Annotated in this window: 15 protein-coding genes; 9 read left to right on the top strand and 6 right to left on the bottom strand. The window is 55.7% G+C overall.

Features of this window, described 5'->3' with window-relative positions; genetic code table 11:
- Window positions 1-119 precede the first annotated feature (119 nt).
- Complete coding sequence (locus Pla52o_RS23355) at window positions 120-1,094, top strand: serine/threonine-protein kinase (protein WP_146597040.1); 975 nt, start codon at window positions 120-122, stop codon at window positions 1,092-1,094.
- Window positions 1,095-1,524: 430 nt separating this feature from the next.
- Window positions 1,525-3,432: an asparagine synthase (glutamine-hydrolyzing) gene (gene asnB, locus Pla52o_RS23350; RefSeq protein ID WP_146597039.1), complete on the top strand. Its 1,908-nt coding sequence runs from the start codon at window positions 1,525-1,527 to the stop codon at window positions 3,430-3,432.
- A 96-nt stretch (window positions 3,433-3,528) separates the two neighbouring features.
- Here the strand turns inward: asnB and Pla52o_RS23345 are convergent, their stop codons facing one another.
- A complete protein-coding gene (locus tag Pla52o_RS23345; RefSeq protein ID WP_146597038.1) occupies window positions 3,529-4,752 on the bottom strand; it encodes a RimK family alpha-L-glutamate ligase in 1,224 nt (407 codons plus the stop codon).
- A gap of 275 nt (window positions 4,753-5,027) precedes the next feature.
- A complete protein-coding gene (locus Pla52o_RS23340) occupies window positions 5,028-5,546 on the bottom strand; it encodes an ATP-dependent zinc protease family protein (RefSeq protein ID WP_231612596.1) in 519 nt (172 codons plus the stop codon).
- Between the two features lie 204 nt (window positions 5,547-5,750).
- Between Pla52o_RS23340 and Pla52o_RS23335 the strand changes: the two genes are divergently transcribed.
- Entirely contained in the window at window positions 5,751-6,209 is a 459-nt protein-coding gene (locus tag Pla52o_RS23335; RefSeq protein ID WP_197169456.1) for a DUF721 domain-containing protein, read from the top strand.
- A 47-nt stretch (window positions 6,210-6,256) separates the two neighbouring features.
- Window positions 6,257-7,645 (top strand): glycosyltransferase family 4 protein, encoded by a 1,389-nt coding sequence (locus tag Pla52o_RS23330; protein WP_231612595.1) that lies wholly within the window; start codon window positions 6,257-6,259, stop codon window positions 7,643-7,645.
- Between the two features lies 1 nt (window position 7,646).
- Here Pla52o_RS23330 and Pla52o_RS23325 read toward each other — a convergent pair whose 3' ends face one another.
- The 4 genes from Pla52o_RS23325 to Pla52o_RS23310 are packed head-to-tail and all read right to left on the bottom strand — an operon-like array spanning window position 7,647 to window position 10,189.
- Window positions 7,647-8,102 (bottom strand): TadE/TadG family type IV pilus assembly protein, encoded by a 456-nt coding sequence (locus Pla52o_RS23325; RefSeq protein ID WP_231612594.1) that lies wholly within the window; start codon window positions 8,100-8,102, stop codon window positions 7,647-7,649.
- Between the two features lie 10 nt (window positions 8,103-8,112).
- Window positions 8,113-9,141 (bottom strand): vWA domain-containing protein, encoded by a 1,029-nt coding sequence (locus tag Pla52o_RS23320; RefSeq protein ID WP_231612593.1) that lies wholly within the window; start codon window positions 9,139-9,141, stop codon window positions 8,113-8,115.
- Window positions 9,142-9,146: 5 nt separating this feature from the next.
- Entirely contained in the window at window positions 9,147-9,644 is a 498-nt protein-coding gene (locus tag Pla52o_RS23315; protein ID WP_231612592.1) for a TadE/TadG family type IV pilus assembly protein, read from the bottom strand.
- A gap of 38 nt (window positions 9,645-9,682) precedes the next feature.
- Complete coding sequence (locus tag Pla52o_RS23310) at window positions 9,683-10,189, bottom strand: hypothetical protein (protein WP_231612591.1); 507 nt, start codon at window positions 10,187-10,189, stop codon at window positions 9,683-9,685.
- A 374-nt stretch (window positions 10,190-10,563) separates the two neighbouring features.
- On the opposite strand from Pla52o_RS23310, the gene Pla52o_RS23305 reads away from it, so the two are divergent.
- From Pla52o_RS23305 to Pla52o_RS23285, 5 genes are all read left to right on the top strand, one after another.
- Window positions 10,564-11,640 carry a cation diffusion facilitator family transporter gene (locus tag Pla52o_RS23305; protein WP_231612590.1) on the top strand — a complete coding sequence of 359 codons (1,077 nt, stop codon included), beginning with the start codon at window positions 10,564-10,566 and terminating at the stop codon, window positions 11,638-11,640.
- Window positions 11,641-11,844: 204 nt separating this feature from the next.
- Complete coding sequence (locus tag Pla52o_RS23300) at window positions 11,845-14,250, top strand: DUF1592 domain-containing protein (RefSeq protein WP_231612589.1); 2,406 nt, start codon at window positions 11,845-11,847, stop codon at window positions 14,248-14,250.
- A 79-nt stretch (window positions 14,251-14,329) separates the two neighbouring features.
- The gene (locus tag Pla52o_RS23295) at window positions 14,330-15,619 is read left to right on the top strand and encodes a DUF1552 domain-containing protein (RefSeq protein ID WP_146597034.1); all 1,290 of its coding nucleotides are present in this window, start codon (window positions 14,330-14,332) and stop codon (window positions 15,617-15,619) included.
- Window positions 15,620-16,479: 860 nt separating this feature from the next.
- Complete coding sequence (locus Pla52o_RS23290) at window positions 16,480-18,060, top strand: TolC family protein (RefSeq protein WP_146597033.1); 1,581 nt, start codon at window positions 16,480-16,482, stop codon at window positions 18,058-18,060.
- A 275-nt stretch (window positions 18,061-18,335) separates the two neighbouring features.
- Window positions 18,336-18,824 carry a hypothetical protein gene (locus Pla52o_RS23285; protein WP_146597032.1) on the top strand — a complete coding sequence of 163 codons (489 nt, stop codon included), beginning with the start codon at window positions 18,336-18,338 and terminating at the stop codon, window positions 18,822-18,824.
- The last annotated feature ends 162 nt before the right edge of the window (window positions 18,825-18,986 follow it).

The following is an 18,986-nucleotide window of genomic DNA, read 5'->3' as shown; positions in this document are numbered from 1 at the left end:
TCGGGTTTCTTCGAGGTTTTCGGATCGGTTTCCCAAGCCACCGAGGCGATTAGCGGGGCGAAAGCGGTCGCGCCGGACTGGAGTGCCAGAGCGTCCCCCTTTGGCATACAATGAAGGTTATGATTAGCGAACCTACCATCATTCTGTCAGGCACCGATCCGGACCTCCCCCAGAACGTACCTCTTGGGCTGGCCCGTTACAGTCATCTGCGCGAGATGGCTCGTGGCGGCAGTGCGGTCCTCCGGGCTGGATTCGACTGTGTCACCGGACGCACCGTGGCCATCAAATCGCTGCTGCCGGAAACTCGCCATGATCGGCGTGAACAGCGACGAATCCTGCGCGAAGCACGCGTCACCGCGCAACTACAACATCCCAACACCGTGCCGGTTTATGACATTGGCAACGATGAGGTCGAAGGGATGTACTTTGTCATGAAGCGGATCTCGGGAGAGAACTTTTTCGAGATCCTCAAACGAATTGCACGCGGCGACGAAGCGACCATCACCGCCTTTCCGACGCATGCGAGATTGGAGATTGTCGCCAGCGCTTGCCAAGCGCTCGCCTACTCGCACGCGCGAGGCGTGATCCATCGCGATTTCAAGCCCGAAAACATTTGGGTGGGAAATTTCGGCGAAGTGATCCTGCTCGATTGGGGTGTTGCCAAGGTGTGGGGACACGCCGACGACAACGAACCCGTCAATCGCAGCGTTCTCGAAACGCGGGAAGAAGCCGAGCACGAACAACTGCGCACCCTCACCGGAGGCGGTCAACGCCCGGGCACGCCACTGTACATGTCGCCTGAGCAAGTCGATGGCAATCGCGGCATTGACGAACGCACCGATATCTTCAGTGCCGGTGTCGTGTTGTACGAAATGCTGGCCCTTCGCGAACCGTTTCGTGGTGCGGATATCAACGAGACCTTCGACAACATCAGGCATAAAGAGCTCGAACCGCCGAGCCAGCGGTCGCCCGATCGCCACATCCCCAAGGCGGCCGACGAGGTGGTGATGCGAGCGATCCAAAAACGCCCTGGCAATCGCTTTCAATCCATGCGAGACTTGATCGAGGCGATTCGAGCAATCGATTGCTCGTAAACGCTGGATCGGAAACGCTGGGAAGCCGACGCGTTCTCGTGTTACGAGCGATGCCCTATCTTGTTCCGTTTTTTCGCATCGCAGTCGCTTCCGCTCAGCCCTTGGGAGCGTTCATTGGTATTACTGGCTCGTTGGTGTCACTGCGATTGACCGCTTGCTAAGCAGGTAGGCAGAATAATTGGAAGAAAACCCATTAGCCGCTTGGGCGTTAGCCCCGGTTGAATGTGGGAACCGTGGCTAACGCCAAATCGGCTAATATACGGAAAGACTCCTGCCTAGCTGCTTAGAGCATTTTTAATTTTGATGTAGTCTAGTGCCGCCCAACGGTGGACCACGTTCTGGCGAACGCAGCTACGGCTTGAATCCCACGTCATCGATACCCCATCTTCGAACGCCCCCCCTTTCTCCAACGACACGGAACAACAACGCAATGTGTGGCATTACTGGGGCGGTTTGGCTCGATCCGCGACGAGCTGTCGATGCGTCGCGGCTGAGCAAGATGACCGACTCGATTGCCCACCGTGGGCCCGATGACTCCCAAACCTGGATTTGCACGGACCAGCATGACGCCTACGGACGCCAGGTCGGAGTGGGGCTCGGATTTCGTCGGCTTAGCATCATCGATCTCGAAGGTGCCCGCCAACCGATGGCCAACGAAGACGGCACCGTGCGGATGGTCTTTAACGGCGAAATCTATAATTTCGAAACGCTGCGGCGTCGACTCGAAGGTAGCGGACACACCTTCGCGACCCATGGCGATGGCGAATCAATCCTGCATCTCTACGAGGACATCGGCACCGATTGCTTTTCACATCTCAACGGCATGTTCGCGATCGCGATCTGGGATGCCAACCGGAATCGACTCGTGTTGGCACGCGATCGGATTGGTCAAAAGCCTCTCTACTACGCGCTCAAGGACGATCGGCTTGTCTTCGGCAGCGAGCTAAAGTGCTTGGTGGCGGCCGGTGGCGTTTGCAACGAGATCGACCCTGCGGCGATCGACGAATTCCTGACCTACCAATACATCCCTCACCCTGGCACGATTTGGAAAGGCGTACACAAATTGCCGCCGGGTCACTTCGCGGTATTCGAAAATGGCCAAGTTCGCGTCGAGCGATACTGGAACTACGATCCCACTCTCGAGATTCCGATCTCGCATGCCGATGCCTGTGATCGATTGCGAGAATTGTTGACCGATTCGGTCCGACTGCGGATGCACAGCGACGTTCCGCTCGGGTCGTTCCTGTCCGGTGGCATCGACTCGTCGCTGATCACCGCGATTGCTCAATCGCTTTCGGATCAACCGGTCAAGACCTTTAGCATCGGTTTCCCGATCGCCGATTTCGACGAAACCGCTTACGCGGCCCAGGTCGCCAAGCATCTCGGGACCGACCACCAACGCTTCGAAGTCACTCCCCGTGGCGTCGACGTGATCGACCACTTGGTATGGCACTACGACGAACCGTTTGGAGATTCGTCGGCGGTTCCGACGTGGTATTTGTCCGAGCTAACGCGAAAACAGGTGACGGTCGCACTTTCGGGCGACGGCGGCGATGAATTGTTCGCGGGCTATGAACGGTATCGTGCTTTGTGGCTTAGCAATAAGCTGCAAAAGATGTTTCCTCTGCACCGCATGCCGGGCATCGGATTGGTCCAGCGGTTGCCTGATTCTGCGAAGCGTCGCTCGTTCACGCGCCGCGCCAAACGCTTCCTCGAAGCCCTTGGGCAACCGGCCGCGCGGCGTTATTTGAATTGGCTACAAATCTTTCCCGAATCGTTGCGTGCGGGCCTGTACACGGACGACTTCGTGCAACAGTTACCAGGGGATGATCCGTTTGATTTCCTCGATTCCGTGTGGGCTCGTTCCGCAGGACGCGATGTCGTCACGCGCGCTTCGACGAGCGACGTGTTGAGCTATCTGCCCTGCGACCTTTGCACCAAAGTCGACATTGCCTCGATGGGCAACGGATTGGAGGTGCGGCAACCGTTGCTCGATTACCGCGTGGTCGAATTTGCAGCGTCGTTGCCGGTGCGATACAAATTCCGCGGGGGTCGAGGAAAGTTGATCCTGCAAGACGCGTTTGGCTCGCTGATTCCCAAATCGATTTTCACACGCAAAAAGATGGGTTTTGGGATCCCGATTGCAAACTGGTTTCGCGACGAACTCAAACCGATGGTCCACGACACCTTGTTAGCCGACGATGCCAAGATCCTTCCTTTTTTGCGTCGCTCGACGGTAGCCGAATTGGTCCGATCGCACGAACAGAACGAACAAAACCACGGCTACCGACTCTGGAATCTACTAATTCTCGAAAAGTGGTTGCGGCGTTGGACTTGAGCGGTGCCAACGATGTGTTGCAGGCCTTTGGCCCTGGACCGCTAAATCCAAACGCGTCACTTCAAGAGGGACGCGTCGGGTTGGGACCAATCCGACTTAGCGGTAATCGCGGTCCTGGCCACTTGCGCCGGTGCCCGAAATCTCGGTGGCGAGTTGCTTGACTTTAGGACGACGTTTGCGGCGAGTTTTGCCTGGAATCATCGCCCGCATCGCTTCGAGTTTTCCAAAGCACAACAAGCGGTCGCCCGGTTCGAGCGTGCGTTTGAGACGCGGATTGGGAATCACACTGGTCCCGCGATAGAGCGTCAACACGTTGATGTCTTGCTCGGGAAGTCCCGATTGGTCGATCGTTTTGCCACAAAACTCGGAGCCCTCGGGGATGTGAATTTCGGTCACCCCGTACCCACGACTGACGGTCAACCGTTGCCTCACATCGACTTCGGGAAAATCGACTTGCGCCGAAACGTAGTCGATGATCGCTCCCGCGATATCAAGCTGGGTGCAGGTCTCGATCCCTTCTAAGCCGGGCGAAGAATTCACTTCCATCACTTGAGGTCCATCGCGGCCTTCGAGCATGTCGACGCCGGCGACGCGAAGTCCCATGATTTGTGCACAGCGGACAGCGGTTTCGCAGTACTCGTCATCGAGCTCTACCAATTCGGTACGACCGCCGCGGTGCACATTGCTACGAAACTCTTGGCCCTGAGCCACGCGTCGCATCGCCGCGACCACGCGATCGCCGACGACAAAGGCACGAATGTCACGCCCTCGACTCTCGGCGACAAACTTTTGCACGAGGACGTTTTGACGAGTGCTTTGCAAGGTTTCAATGATCGCTTCGGCGGTCTTGACCGATTCCGCCAAAATGACGCCGACGCCCTGCGTGCCTTCGAGCAACTTGATGATGATCGGCACGCCCCCGACGCGTTCGATCGCAGGCAGCACGTCTCGCTTCTCGCGAACAAAGGCGGTTTCGGGAATGCCGATGTGATGGCGGCTGAGGATCTGCAGACAACGTAACTTGTCGCGCGCGTTGGTAATCCCAGCGGACGAGTTGGTCGTAAAGATATCCATCTGCTCGAACTGACGCACCACCGCGGTTCCGTAGAAGGAAATCGACGAACCGATGCGAGGAATCACCGCGTCGTAATGACTGAGCAACTTGGAACGAAAGTAGAGATCCGGTTCGCCTTGCTTTAGGTCAATGGAAAAACGGAGCGTGTTGAGAACCTTCACTTCGTGACCACGCGACAGCGCCGCTTCTTTTAAACGCCGCGTGCTGTAGCAATTTGGACTGCACGAGAGAATCGCCAACTTCATTAAATGATCTCAAAGCAAAAATTTTAGGGGCAACGATCTTCGGCCAGCTTATTCGGCGAGCACAAAGGCAAAAGGGCACAAAGGCGAAAAGAGAATGGGCTGCGATCCCTAATGGGGGCAACCCGATTCAACAAAGCGGCTTCACCGACGAGGAGAAAAACGCACCAACCATGACGACGCGAACATTCAAAAACGAAACCGGAATCCTCTTTTACTCCCACACAAAACCAAGACTCGGCAAAAAAGGACTCGACCATGAAAGTCATCATCCCGCTCTAATGCTTTTTCTTTTTCTTGGGCGGGCGTCCACCAAAGTACGATTGTCCTGGTTCAACCAGCATGCGTCCGCGAACCGCCTCGCGTCCCAACAACATGCGGAATCCCATCTTGTAACGATTCGCCAGCGTCAACTCCACCTGCCAAGTCGTCTCAAGCCAATGCACCTCGGTCAGGATAAAGATCCGCTTGGAGGCTTCCCCGCTGGAACTGCGGACACTGCGGATATCATGAATCGGGGCTTCACATACAATCGTTTTGGCATCGGAGCGTTGATGGGGATGCACATCAAACCTGACCATCTCGACGCCGTTGGTCTCGAAGGTTTCGATATTGAACGCATGCAAACTTGACGATCTCGCCCCTGTATCAATTTTCGCCTTAATATGACGAATCCCCAAACTTGGCAAAGAAACCCATTCACGCCACCCGATGATCCATTGATCCCCTACGGTGACGGGTGCGGGTACGTTTGAGCGGCGGGCGGATGCGCCATCTGAATCTGTCGGAAATGTCAAAGCGATTAATCCCGATTCGTCATCGGACATAGTTTCTTAACGGTCTTCCAAACAACATTGGCTTCCAAGCAACATCGGAGCCACTGGAACGTCCATATCAAGAAGTTACCCCTGGCCGCTACAAGATGTCCAGACGGCAAACTCTCACAAATCGAATACACTGAGTTTTCCGGAACACGTCACCGAACATCCCGCTCGAGTAAATTGCCGCTCCGAATTGCCTCTCAGGGCAACTTGCCGAACCCCAAGCAACTTGCCGAACCCAATGTTGCCCACCAAGGAACCTGGAAAGTGTCCGACGGATTGCCTGCGAAAAAAACCGTAAAAAAGCGGCCCTTAAAAGCGAAAGCCCCCGCCACAGACGAGGGGCCTCGTGTACGCAAGATCGGGTCCTTGGTGAACCAATTGATTGCCCGTCGAGGCTATGCTCAAGTCGCCGCCGTCAATGAGCTCCAAGAGGCCGTCATCGCGTTGATCGACGAGCGCATTCGAGCGAACATCCGGGTGGGAAATCTGAAGCGCGGCGTGCTGGAGATCTACGCCTCCGATTCCGTCACGCTCCAGGAACTGAATTTTCAAAAACGCTCGATCCTCAAGAAGCTTCAAAAAGCACATCCGACATCCAAGATCGGCGATCTTAAATTCCGTATCCAATCCAATTAACGATGGCCCCCAATTAACGACGGCCCCCACCGGACACCATCGGATCCATGCTCGGCTGGCATCCGTTTGAGAGCGAGCCGAGCAACGGCTTGCGATTCAACCGCACCCCTCTCCACGATCCCTACCAAGCCAATATGAAAGTTGTCTTCTTAACGGCCGGCGCCGCAGGCATGTATTGCGGAAGTTGCATGCACGACAATGCCACCGCGCGAGTGCTCCAGGCCTCAGGAATCGATTGCATCTTACAGCCCATCTACACACCGATTCGGACCGATGAGCCAAGTATCGCTCAGGAACAAATTTTCTTTGGTGGGATTCACATCTATCTGTTGCAACAACTGCCGTGGACACGATTTTTTCCCAAATCGATTCGACGGCTACTCGATTGGCCACCGCTGATACAGATGGCGACCCGACGTGCGATGTCGACCGATGCGGCCAAGCTTGGTGCGTTGGCAATCTCGATGCTCAAGGGAACCGAGGGTCGGCAAGCCGAAGAAGTCCAGCGGTTGACCACTTGGCTGGAGTCCGAGATGCAGCCCGACGTTCTGGTTTTGAGCAATCTGTTGATCGGGGGTGCGTTGCCGACGATTCGCCAGCGGTTGCCAAACACGAAGATTGTCGTGCTGCTTCAAGGCGATGACATTTTCCTGGATCACTTACCCGCCGAGGCGCGTGCCCAGGCAATTGAGTTGTGCGCCAAGCTTGTCGATTCGGTTGACCAATTTATCGTCAACAGCCGCTTCTACGCGGACAAGATGGGCTCGCTGCTAAGCATTCCCGAACGCAAATTGACAACGATCCCGCTGTCGATTGATCTACATCCCTTCGCGCCGCGAGAATCATCAACAGAAAACGTGGAACGAATTCGACTTGGATACCTAGCTCGCATCGCCCCGGAAAAAGGACTGCACCGGCTCGTCGATGCATTCATCGAATTAGCGCACCAGCCACCGCACGCCAACCTCACGCTCGAAGTCGCTGGCTGGCTCGGCGAAGCCAATCGGCCCTACCTCGACTCGATTCAGCAGCGAATCGACAAAGCCAATCTCCGCCATCGTTTCACCTATCACGGCAGTCCCTCGCTTGATGAAAAGTCGCAATTCCTCCGTTCCCTGGACCTGCTTTGCGTTCCTACCGAGTACGAAGACCCGAAAGGATTGTTTGCACTCGAAGCCATCGCCTCGGGGGTACCGGTCGTGCTGCCGGACCACGGAGCCTTCGGAGAATTGATTGCCTCGACCGCAGGTGGCGTGCTCGTGCCGGCCAATGATCACCATGCCCTCTCCGACGGTATCGGGCGACTCGCCCGCGATCACGAACTCCGTCATCATTTGGCTCGCACGGGACGGATCAATGTCCAACAAACGCATTCGATTGAAACGACCGCCGAGCGACTCGTCTTGCTGTTCAACGAGTTGACGTCGACAGCTTGAGTTACTGCACCCCTTCGCGCCGCAACGTCAATTCGCGGCGGATCTCGCCCTGCACGTACTTGATCGGTACAAAGTTATTGTTCGCCATCGGCACGCCCACTCGAACAGTCACTTCACGTGTATCGCGATTGATTTTGTTGGGGATCACTTGGACACGAACATCGACAAGCCCCAGCGAATTCAGTAGCGAGCGTGCTTTTGCTTCGGTTTCTGCCGCAGTGGCACCGGGCAGGATTCCGGTCCGCGCGGCTTCGTAGACGGCATTGTCGGCGGTGTGACGAATCATCGCGGCGCGACAAAACTCAAACGCGGCAAAGAAAAACAGAAACAAGAGGGGCGCTACGATCGCGAATTCCACCAAGGCCGCGCCTTGCCGCGGACGTTGTTTTTGCACTGGCTTCATTGACTTTTGCCGATCGCAGGTTGGGTTTGGATTGAGCTTCGAACTTGACATCATGATTGGCCTCTTACTGCGTCATCATCGTTGACAAGGTGAGTGCGATTTCGCGATAGATATTCCGCAATTCATCACCGCTGACGGCGTTGAAGGCGCGTCCGTTACCGATCTTGGCAATCTCTCGCATGCGTGCGACGTCCGCGCCGGCACCAAAGGTAATCGTGTGAATGGTCACTCCATCGGCGGCAATCCGAGTCGCCGCTCCGCGCGGTTCAGGACCTCGATTGTGTTTTCCATCGGTCATCACAATCATCGTCTTTTCGATAAACCTAGGATCACGACTGCGGTTCATAATCTGGTGCCCCGCATCCATGCCCCGCGAAATACTGGTGAGCCCATTGACCGGCAATGAATCCATCGCCGTGGTGATCAGATTTAAATCGACCGTCAATTGAACGTCTTCGCTCGCAAACTCGCTGTACGATGCCAAGCCCACTTGTTCTTTGACCGGCGTTCCCGCAAGGGTTTCCGTAAATATCTTAATCGCCTCTCGCAAGTCTCTAATTTTCTGGCCGCTCATCGAACCGCTACGATCGACAACCAGCACCACATCGCGTTCGATATAGGTGGCGGTCGCGAGGGCTTGAGGTTCAAAGAACTCAAAACCGACAAAGTTGCCAAAGAACATTGGGATCGCTCCGGCGACCGAATCGTGGGTTCGCTTGCCGTTGACTCTCACGCTGTTGAGCGGCGTTTGTCCCGATTGGAATTGAAATTTTCCAGAATCCGATTCCTTGCTGCTCCCAAATTCAAATTGATCCGCAGCGATCACTAGCGGTTCACCGATGACCGAATTACGAAGCGAGACCTGTTGACCTCGCTGAATCGCTTTCGTTGTGCTCAACGATCGCGATAGTTCGAGTGCAGCGGCTTTGGATGCCGCGTCCGTCGCACTGCGAAGCTCGGTTCGGGCCAGATGCATTTGGGCAATGTCGATCGAAAATGCAACGGCAATCATGAAGGCAACGAGCATCAGCACGATCAACACCAACATCGCCCCGCGACGTTGGGATCCAGGCTGGGAGGCTAGATTTCTCATAAGGATTATTCTTTCAACATCACGACGCGAGCGACTAAATCACGATTGGAAACAAACTGACCCGCCAACGGACTGTTGGGCTGTGTCGGAGCAACAACTTCAACGGAGATTTCGTTTCCGCGTTGCACCGCATTAGGATCTCCATCCGGAAAACGAACTTCAAAGCCTTGCACATTTCGTGCGGCCAAAATATTGGCAGCTCGATCTTTGGCCGCGGTTGACGTCGAATTGTTCAACGCCGCTTCGCGAGCCCCTTCGTACGCCGCCACGCTGAGTGCCTGTTTCAGAAAAATAAAACTGCTCGCTTCGATCGCGCCAAAGACCAGCAGTACCAGAATCGGCAAGCAAACGGCGAACTCGGCAGCAGCCACTGCTCGGCGAGCTCGGCCACGCCGCGGAACCCCACGTCGGTGCGGAACCCCACGTCGGTGCGGAACTCCACTTTGGTTTTGCTGACCCGGATTACTCGGATCGGAAACACGATTGCTGGAAATTGAATGCATCGATTGGAATGGGTTTGTCATGGTTGACGTCATCGTTCTTAAACCTCCTTGCCCGTAGCCGAGGAATCATCACCACTCTTGTTTGTTCCATGAACACGCTCAGCAATGGCGTTGAAGTCCACTGCCATTTGATGCCAAAAGTCGTTACTACGAAATTGCAGCGGAGCGACCGTGCGGCCCGCACGCACATCGGACAATGCATGGCGTAGTCGCAGGATCGGACCTGCGAAACGGTTGGTCAACTTCAAGGTGTCCCAGACAAATGCGGGAATGAGTGCCATCGTGATCACAAAGAACGGAAGGAACCGCTGCAGGGTGTCGGCAAACGTGCGTCCCCAATCCACATCGGGTTGCTCAAACAAGCGAATCCAAATGGTCAGTGCAATCGCGTTGCAAACGAAGAAGATGATCCAATGCAAGGCGATCCTACGAAGCAAGCCTCCCTGAACTTCTCGATCGACAAACGTACGACTGCGGCGTGATTGGGTATCGAACATGGTCTCGTCTGCGGCAATGGTTTGATAAATGACTAAACGAGAGTCCATCGGCTCTCACAGGGAACCTAGGTCAGAGTTGAGCAAATCATTGACGCCACCCCCAAACTTGCTGTACCAATCCGTTTGAAGTGAGGGTTAGGCCGAATAGAGCGAAAACGCAGCCATCGATCCCCCCCAAGGTCCCAAACCACCGCAAAGTCAGGCGATCCCAAGCGAGCGAAGGATGAGAGGCACCGCCGGCAAACCCGTCGCAAAAATGACTCGCCCTGTGTGTCTCGCGTTAGCAGCCCTGATGCTCAACGGGACCTGTTTGCCTCCATCTCGGCATGGACCACGCGGGAGCGACGTGGATCAGCCGAGGCTGCGGCAACCCCGCCATAAGTTCTTTTGCATCTATGACTTACCAGCCCCCAAAAAGCAAAATGTCAAACTCGCAAGCGCGCGATTCTCACCCCCAACTGGCGGCGCGATCTCCGGCGACGCCCGATCGGGTAACCGACATCGAAAAAGCAAGCCATTTGTTCTATAACGTCGGATCCAGCCCGGATGGCTTACGCACGATCACACATCCCCCCCCCCCCGAGGCAACGATGCATCAGTGTGCCCATCACGCTACCGAGAACCAAAACTACGGACCGGCATTTGCGATCGGTGTCGGTCTAAACGTGGTGTTTGTCTTAGTCGAAGCCGGCTATGGCTTCTACAGTCATTCGCTCGCGTTGTTAGCCGACGCAGGACACAATCTGTCGGATGTGCTCGGCTTGTTGATGGCTTGGGGCGGATACGCGCTTGCGAAAGTGCCACCGTGCAACAAACGCACGTATGGATGGCGCAGCACCACGATCCTAGCAGCCCTGTTTAACGCATTGTTCCTACTGGTCGCCATTGGCGGCATCGGCTGGGAGGCGATTCACCGCTTTCAAGAACCGAGTGAAGTGATCGCTCCCACCGTGATCGCCGTCGCCCTCATTGGAGTGGTCATCAATACGATCACGGCGATGTTGTTCATGAAAGGCCGCCACGGTGACTTGAATATTCGTGGCGCGTTTCTACATATGGCCGCCGACGCGCTATTGTCCTTGGGCGTCGCGATCGCTGGCGTCCTGATCCTGTACACGCAGTGGAACTGGATCGATCCGGCGATCAGCTTGGCGATCGCGGTAATCATCTTCTTCGCAACGATCGAACTGCTTCGCGAATCGGTTAACTTAGCCCTGCAAGCCGTGCCGGGGAAAATCGACCTCGAGGATGTCAACGATTACTTGCTGAGTCTTCCGGGAGTGACGGCGATCCACGATTTGCATGTCTGGGCGATGAGTACGACCGAGGTCGCTTTGACCGCTCATCTCGTCAAACCGGACGTTGAAAACAACGATGCGCTGCTCAAGAAAATCTCGCACGATCTAGATCACCGATTCCAAATCAGTCACGCAACGGTCCAATTCGAAGCCAATGTCGACGCTGCGAATTGCCGTCAAGCGGAGACGGGATCGCTGTGAAATGGCATGCGGTGGACCGCATTTTAGCAGTGAAGTGGTAATTTCAGTGGGAAAAAGGTGTCGCCCAATCCTTGTCGCCTTGACTAAAATGAAGTGTTATCTCCTCACCCCTTCCGCACCGCAATCGTTGCGGCCACGGCGACACTCTAGCCCTCCGCACCGTCTATGCCGCACCTTTTGCTCTCGCGCTCCCGCACCCGACTCGTGGCGATATTGATCGCCCTTGCCCCCTTGAGTGTCCACGGCGCCGACAGCGATGCATCGGTGCGGGTTCCCGCAGCAGCAAGGCAATTGCTGGAAAACTCGTGCGTCGATTGTCATGCCGACGAGTCGGGCGACGGCGGGTTTGATGCGAGTACATTGGGCGCCGATTTATCCAACCCCAGAACGATCGCGACGTGGCAACGTGTGTTTGACCGAGTCCAACTTGGCGAAATGCCGCCACGCGATGCGGAAACGTTGGCCCCCAAGGCCCGCAAGCAATTTCTCGAGGCGACCTCCGACTGGATCACGACGACTCAGCTCAGCGAGTTTGCCGCACGCGGCCGCGTGCGAGCACGACGATTGACCACACTGCAGCTCGAGCGAACGCTGCACGACCTGCTCTCGATCGACATCCCCCTTGCCGCGCTCGTGCCCGAGGATCCTCGCGTCGATGGGTTTACGAACATTGCCTCCGCCCAGGCGATGTCACACTTCCAGCTCGACTCGCACCTAAACATCGTCGACGCGGCGCTCGACGAAGCGTTTGCTCGCGCAAGCACCGAGGAGTCGCCTCATACGAAAACGTTAACGGCCAAACAAATTGCCCGATCGAATCCGAACCAGCGATGTCGTGAACCGGAAATGCTCGATGGCAAAGCCGTCATATGGTCAGGCAATGTGACGTTCTATGGCCGCATCAAATCCACGACGGCTCCCAAAGATGGTTGGTACCGCATCAAGGTGACCGCATCAGCGATGAACAAGCCAAAGGACCATGGCGTTTGGTGCACGGTTCACACGGGCTTTTGCACTTCGGGAGCTCCGCTGATGTCTTGGGTTGGATCGTTCGAAGCGACCGATGAACCAACCGAGCGAACCTTTGAAGCGTGGATCCCTAAGGGACAGATGTTCGAGATTCGTCCAGGCGATGGAACATTGAAGCGGGGGCGATTCAAGGGAGGCCAAGTGGGTGCAGGAGAAGGCACGCCACAGAATCTTCCTGGGGTGGCGTTTCACCAGATACAGATCGAAGAAATCCACCCGGGCGGAGACAGGCAAGCCGTTCGCGCCACCTTGTTTGGAGACCTCAAGCTTAGCAAGCAGGGCAAATCGAATCGTCTGGAATTGGACAAGGATGTCACTCGAGCCGAGCTGCATTCTCAATTAAATCGATTTGCCCACCACGCGTTTCGGCGACCGGTGTCCAAGCTAGAATTACAGCCTTACGCTGAGCTGCTTTCGAGCGTATTAGAGAACCAAGGCAATCCGCTTGAAGCGTTGCGATCGAGCTATCGTGCGATCCTCTGCTCGGCTCGATTCATGTACTTGGTGGAACCGACGTCCACCAAGCAGGAAAACAGCAAGCCGTCACGGGCTCCGTTAGATGACTTTGCCATCGCGTCGCGGTTGAGCTACTTCTTAACGGGAACCATGCCCGACACCGAATTATTCCAACTTGCTCGGCAACATCGTCTTCGCGATCCCAAGGTACTGGTTTCTCAAATCGATCGTTTGCTAGACAACGGGGGACAACAGCAATTTGTCACTGACTTTACCGCTCAATGGCTCGATTTAGTTGACATCAACTTTACCGAACCCGATCGCAAACTTTATCCTCGCTTCGACTCGGTAGTGCAGAACGCGATGTTGGCGGAAACGCATCATTACATCGACACATTGCTCAGTAAAAACGCCAGTGTGGACCAACTGGTTCGCTCGGACTTTACGTTCTTGAATAGTCGATTGGCGAGGTTCTATGGCATCGATGGGGTCACCGGGGATGCCATGCAACTTGTCAAGCTTGACAAAGGATCGTCGCGGGGAGGACTCTTGGCCCAAGGATCGATTTTAAAGGTCACGGCAAACGGCACCACCACTTCGCCTGTGTTGAGAGGCGTTTGGGTGTGTGATCGCATCTTAGGCCAACCCGTCCCGCCGCCACCGGAGAGTGTTCCGGCGATTGAACCCGACATTCGCGGCGCAAAAACGATTCGCGACCAACTGGAGATGCACCGTAACCATACCGAGTGTGCAAGTTGCCACTCCAAGATTGACCCGCCGGGGTTTGCACTGGAGAGCTTTGATGCGGCCGGACAATGGCGCAAGCATTATGCGATTCCAGGAAAGGGCAACCGCAAAGGCCCTCCGGTGGATTCAAGCTACCAACTTTCCGATGGCCGTCCGTTTGATGGTTTCAACCAATTTCGTGCACTGATTGCGAGCGAAAAAAAACTGCTGGCTCGTAACTTCGCAGAAAAACTATTGGTCTACGGCACCGGAGCACCGATCGCGTTCGCGGACCGCCAGACCATTGAGCAAATGGTCGATTCCACTTCGGATGACAACTATGGAATGCGATCGCTGCTCAACGCGGTCGTGTTAAGCCCGCTCTTTTTATCAAAATAGAATTCGACCGCGTTCCTCCCAAGCCTCTCCTATCCCTCACTGAAGCACCGCGAACTTATCGCTAGCGAAGAGACGAACCATGAAGAAATCCATTTACTTCAATCTGAAATCTCCACTGAATCGCCGCAGCGTGCTGCGCGGCGTCGGCATCTCGATGGGGTTGCCGTGGTTGAGCGCGATGCAATCAACGTTTGCCAACGAAAAACGCGAAACCAAACCGAAGCGGTTTGTCGCCATGACGCTTGGATTGGGATTGGTCGCGGACAACTTGTTCCCGCAAACCAAGGGACGCGACTATCAAGCGAGCCCCTACCTGCGCTCGTTGGAAGACCTTCGTGACCAATTCACCATCGTCTCGGGCACCTCGCACCCAGGCGTTAAAGGGGGACACCGCGCCGAAGCGAGCATTTTGACCGCAACCCCGATGGGTTCCGCCGGCACGGCAAAGAACTCGATCTCGATGGATCAATTGCTCGCCAAGCATTATGGCGACGCCACCCGATTTCCATCGCTCGTGCTCAGCAACGGCGGATCCACCAGCCCGTCGTACACCGAAAATGGATCGATGATCCCACCGGAATCGTCTCCCTCGCGTCTGTTCGCCAAGCTGTTCATCAACGATCCCCCAAAACAACGAACGATCCAAGCCCAACGGGTCCGCGAAGGTCGCAGCATCATGGATCTCGTCGGCGAGGATGTGAAATCACTTGAGCGGCAACTTGGTACCGGGGACCGCAATCGGTTGGACGCCTACTTCACCAGCGTCCGGCAACTCGAAAAACGGATGGCGTTATCCGAGCGTTGGGCCAACCTTCCCAAACCGGTTGTCGATGCCAAAAAGCCCGTGGACGTGGGGAACCCGAACGATTTGATCGCTCGGCAGAAAACGATGTGCGAAGTCATCAAGCTCGCCTTGCAAACCGATTCGACTCGCTATATCTCGTTTCACGTCCCCGGCAGCGGTGGTGTTTTGCCGATCGAGGGTGTCGACGAAGGTTATCACTCGCTAAGTCATCATGGCCGGGACGAAGAAAAACTGGCTCAACTTGCCCTCGTCGAAGAAGCATTTCTAACGCAATGGGGAGAGTTCTTGCGAGCCCTTCACGAGACGGATGATTCCGGCACGTCATTGTTGGACCTAACCACCGTCTTTTTAACCAGCAACCTTGGTAACGCTTCGAATCACGACAATCGCAATATGCCCGTGCTGTTGGCCGGTGGCGGGTTTCGCCATGGACAACACCTCGCGTTTGACCAACGGAATAACTACCCACTACCAAACTTGTACGTTTCCATGTTGCAAAACCTTGGCATGGAGATCGACCAATTTGCAACGAGCACCGGAACGATGAACGGGCTGTCCAGCTAACCGCCGAGACTCGCGCCGTCTCCAAGCTCCCTCGTCAATCGAGCGATCCCGTTTTGTTCGTGAGCTCGTCGCGTCCGTTGACCGAGCGAACTCCCCTGGGCTGCTGAACTGGACTGCTGCACTGGGCTGCCCCTCTGGGCTGAAACAATCCCCGCAGCGCTCGATGCCAATATCTTCTTGAACGCGCGGGCCCCAGACCGGAATACGGATCGAGTTCGCCTTGCGACAAGCGACTCCATTCGCGGTCACCGCGTCGCAGACTCTGTCACCGCGTCGCAGACTCTTCTCGTTGGGACACTCAACCGAACGCTTTCCAGCCCCACTCTCGCTGCTGAAGAAAGCGAGGAGCATTACTGCAAAAAGCGCCCCCCATGTCCCCGGTCGGTACAGGGATGGAGGGCCGGTTCCCAGCGGCCAATTACAACATGACCGGTCGGAACCGGCGTTTCGTCTTCGCTCACCAGCGAGGCAGTCATCTCTCCGTAAACGTAGCCGCATGAGGTTCGCCGCGGTTCGTGCAACCACCGCGGCCAACGCCCCTGCGGTTGAGGAGGACGTCACCGAATCATTCCTTGCTAGCTGCTTCGCACTCGGGGTTACGCGGACTGAAGTGACCCTGCTGGTTACAGCGGTCATTCACATCCAGGGACACCAGAAATCCGTTGCAACATGCTTATTCCCAACGATGCTCACCAATGCTATCCGATGAAATACTGTAACAATCGATCCCACACATCGACGGGCACACACATCAGCAGGCCCCCCTCGACCTAGATCACCTTTGCTGCGGCATCGATCGTTTGTTTCTATCACCTTCGAGTTTCACGACAACGGACTCGCCTTGCATTTCGGTGTACCTCATGTCTAAACGACGAATCTACTTTGCCCATCTGTTGCTAGCTGCCTCAACCACCGGCTTCATCGGGTGTGCCTCAACCGCTCCGTTTTCCTCCATCGCTCCGTTTTCATCGCAAGCCGATTCGGATCAAGGGACGTTGCTTGACGCGTCGCTATTGGATGATTCCATTCCCGAGGCGAGCGAACCAGCCAGCGACGTAGCTGTAGCGCAAGTCGTGTTCGATCAACGGAGCCAGGACAACCATGACGACGCTTCTACGAACGCGACCGTCCAAGTCGCGATTCCGTTCGCCGAAGCGACCTACGATGCATCGCCGATGACCTTTACCTCGAATCCATTGGAATCGGGCCCATTGGAATCAGGCCAATCCGTGATGACGCTTGCCGACTTCGAGGCGCTCGCTTTGGCGGGCAATCCCACGATCCAAGAGCTCGTTGCCACCACACAAAAAGCTGCCGGTTTTCGCACTCAAGTCGGTTTATGGGCGAACCCAACGCTAGGGTATCAAGGCGTCCAACTAGCCGACCAGGGTACCGACCAACACACCGTTTCTGTGTCGCAAACGATCGTCACAGCGGACAAGCTCAAGCTAAATCGCCGTGTTGTCAACGAAGCGGTGCGTTCTCAGTTGCTCGAATTGGAAGCACAAAAGTATCGAGTGGCGACCGACATTCGCGTGAAATTCTTTGATGCTTTAGCAGCGCAGCAACGCGTGAAATTGATCAGTGATTTTCAATCGGTCGTGGAGAAAGGGCTTGAATTAGCGGAATTGCGCAAGCAGGCGCTCGAAGGCTCCCAACTCGACGTCGTTCAAGCGAAGGTGCAAAAGAACGAGATTGATTTAGCACTCCAACAGGCCGAGATCAGCTTGGCCACTGCTTGGCGAGAACTCGCGGCACTGGCGGGCACTCCCCACCTCGCCCCGGTGACGTTGCAGGGTGAATTGCCTGATGCCGACGCCGCGATGGATTGGCCGACCGTGGCGTCCACGATGGTGGTGTCGAGCCCCGAATACCAAGCCGCTCAAACGCGAGTCAGCCAAGCGCGTGCCAACCTTGACCGCCAATGTGTCCAGCCGATCCCCAATTTGGATCTACAATTTGCTACCGGCCGGGATAACGCGACGGGCTCGGGATTGATCAACGTCCAAGTCGGTGCTCCGATCCCCGTTTTCAATAAAAACCAGGGAAACATTGCCGCCGCACGGGCGGAATGGGTGCGGGCAAGCAAAGAGCTCGAGCGGATTGAAAACTCGATTAAAGCGAGACTCGCGGCCGTATCTCGCGAATACGATTCGTCACGCGTTGCGGTTGCAAAGTATAGCGAGGACATTCTTCCCAATGCCGCCGATGGCCTCACATTGGCAGAGACCGCTTATAAAGCGGGCGAGACCAGTTTTGTCCAAGTGTTGGTGGCTCGACGTAGCTATTTCGATACCAATCTACAATACGTCGCCTCTCAAGCTCAGCTTGCTCAAGCTCGTGCCCGCGTCGATGGATATGTCCTCACCGGGGCTCTCGAAGCGGTCCTCGACAATAGCGGCGACGATGGCTTACGAGGCCTAACGTTCAGCCAGCAGTAGCTGCTAGCCGCCGGCTCGGAACACAGGAGCGGGGACGGAGGCCCTCCGTCCCCGTTTGCCGATTCAAATCAAGTTTTGTTCCCATTGACCCGACTTACCTTATTAGGAAAGATAATTAAGACGGGTCCCTCGTCAACAATCTCAGTAATCTCTCGCAGGATGTTTACGAAGTGTTTGCCCGCTACACCCATCTAGTGACGCTGATTGCGTTCGCCGCTCACGCGGTGTTGGGTTGTTGTTGGCATCACTCTCACGCGTTGGGAAATGAGTGTTGCGTGCAACACTCCGAACCCGCTTCGCCTCCCGAGATGGCGTCGCATGTCGTTCCCGTCACTGCGAAAGCCTCTTTGCCCCACGCTTGCTGTGACCATGACAACGATCACTTGCAAAGCCCTGCGGCGGTCGCGTTCGCAACAGCCGATCATGGCCTCGTCGTGATCCAAAACGCGGCGATGAACCATGGAGCGATAGAAAGTGGAGCGATGGAAAGCGGTGCGATGGAAAGCGAAACGCTCGACCACGCCGATTTGCCATGTCAAGATTCACACGATTGTAACGAAGCGAATTGCAACTTCGCTGCGATGCAAGTGAAGTCATTGGATTTGAATTTCGAAATCGCGTTTGGCGAAGTCCCTTCTACCGACGTTGCCGCATTTGCACAACCGCCCGCACATTCGACAGATTGTGAGCGGCATCGGGCATCTCGGTCTCAGTTCCTGACATCGACTCAGCACTGCGTTCGTCTGCAATCTTGGCAGATTTGAGCCTCATCTTTTCTCTCTTCGCCGCTCGGGTTTAAGCGTAGCTAAACGTCATTATTGACGTTCCGCGAAACGCCATTCCCAGTACTGGCAATTCACGAGAATTTGCGTCTTCGTCCGCATGACGCCCCCCAATCGCAAACGGGATCTCCGGCACTGAAAATC

This window comes from Novipirellula galeiformis, assembly GCF_007860095.1.
GTDB lineage: Bacteria > Planctomycetota > Planctomycetia > Pirellulales > Pirellulaceae > Novipirellula > Novipirellula galeiformis.
The sequence above is the reverse complement of the archived record's forward strand: the minus strand, read 5'-3'. Positions and strand labels throughout refer to the sequence as shown.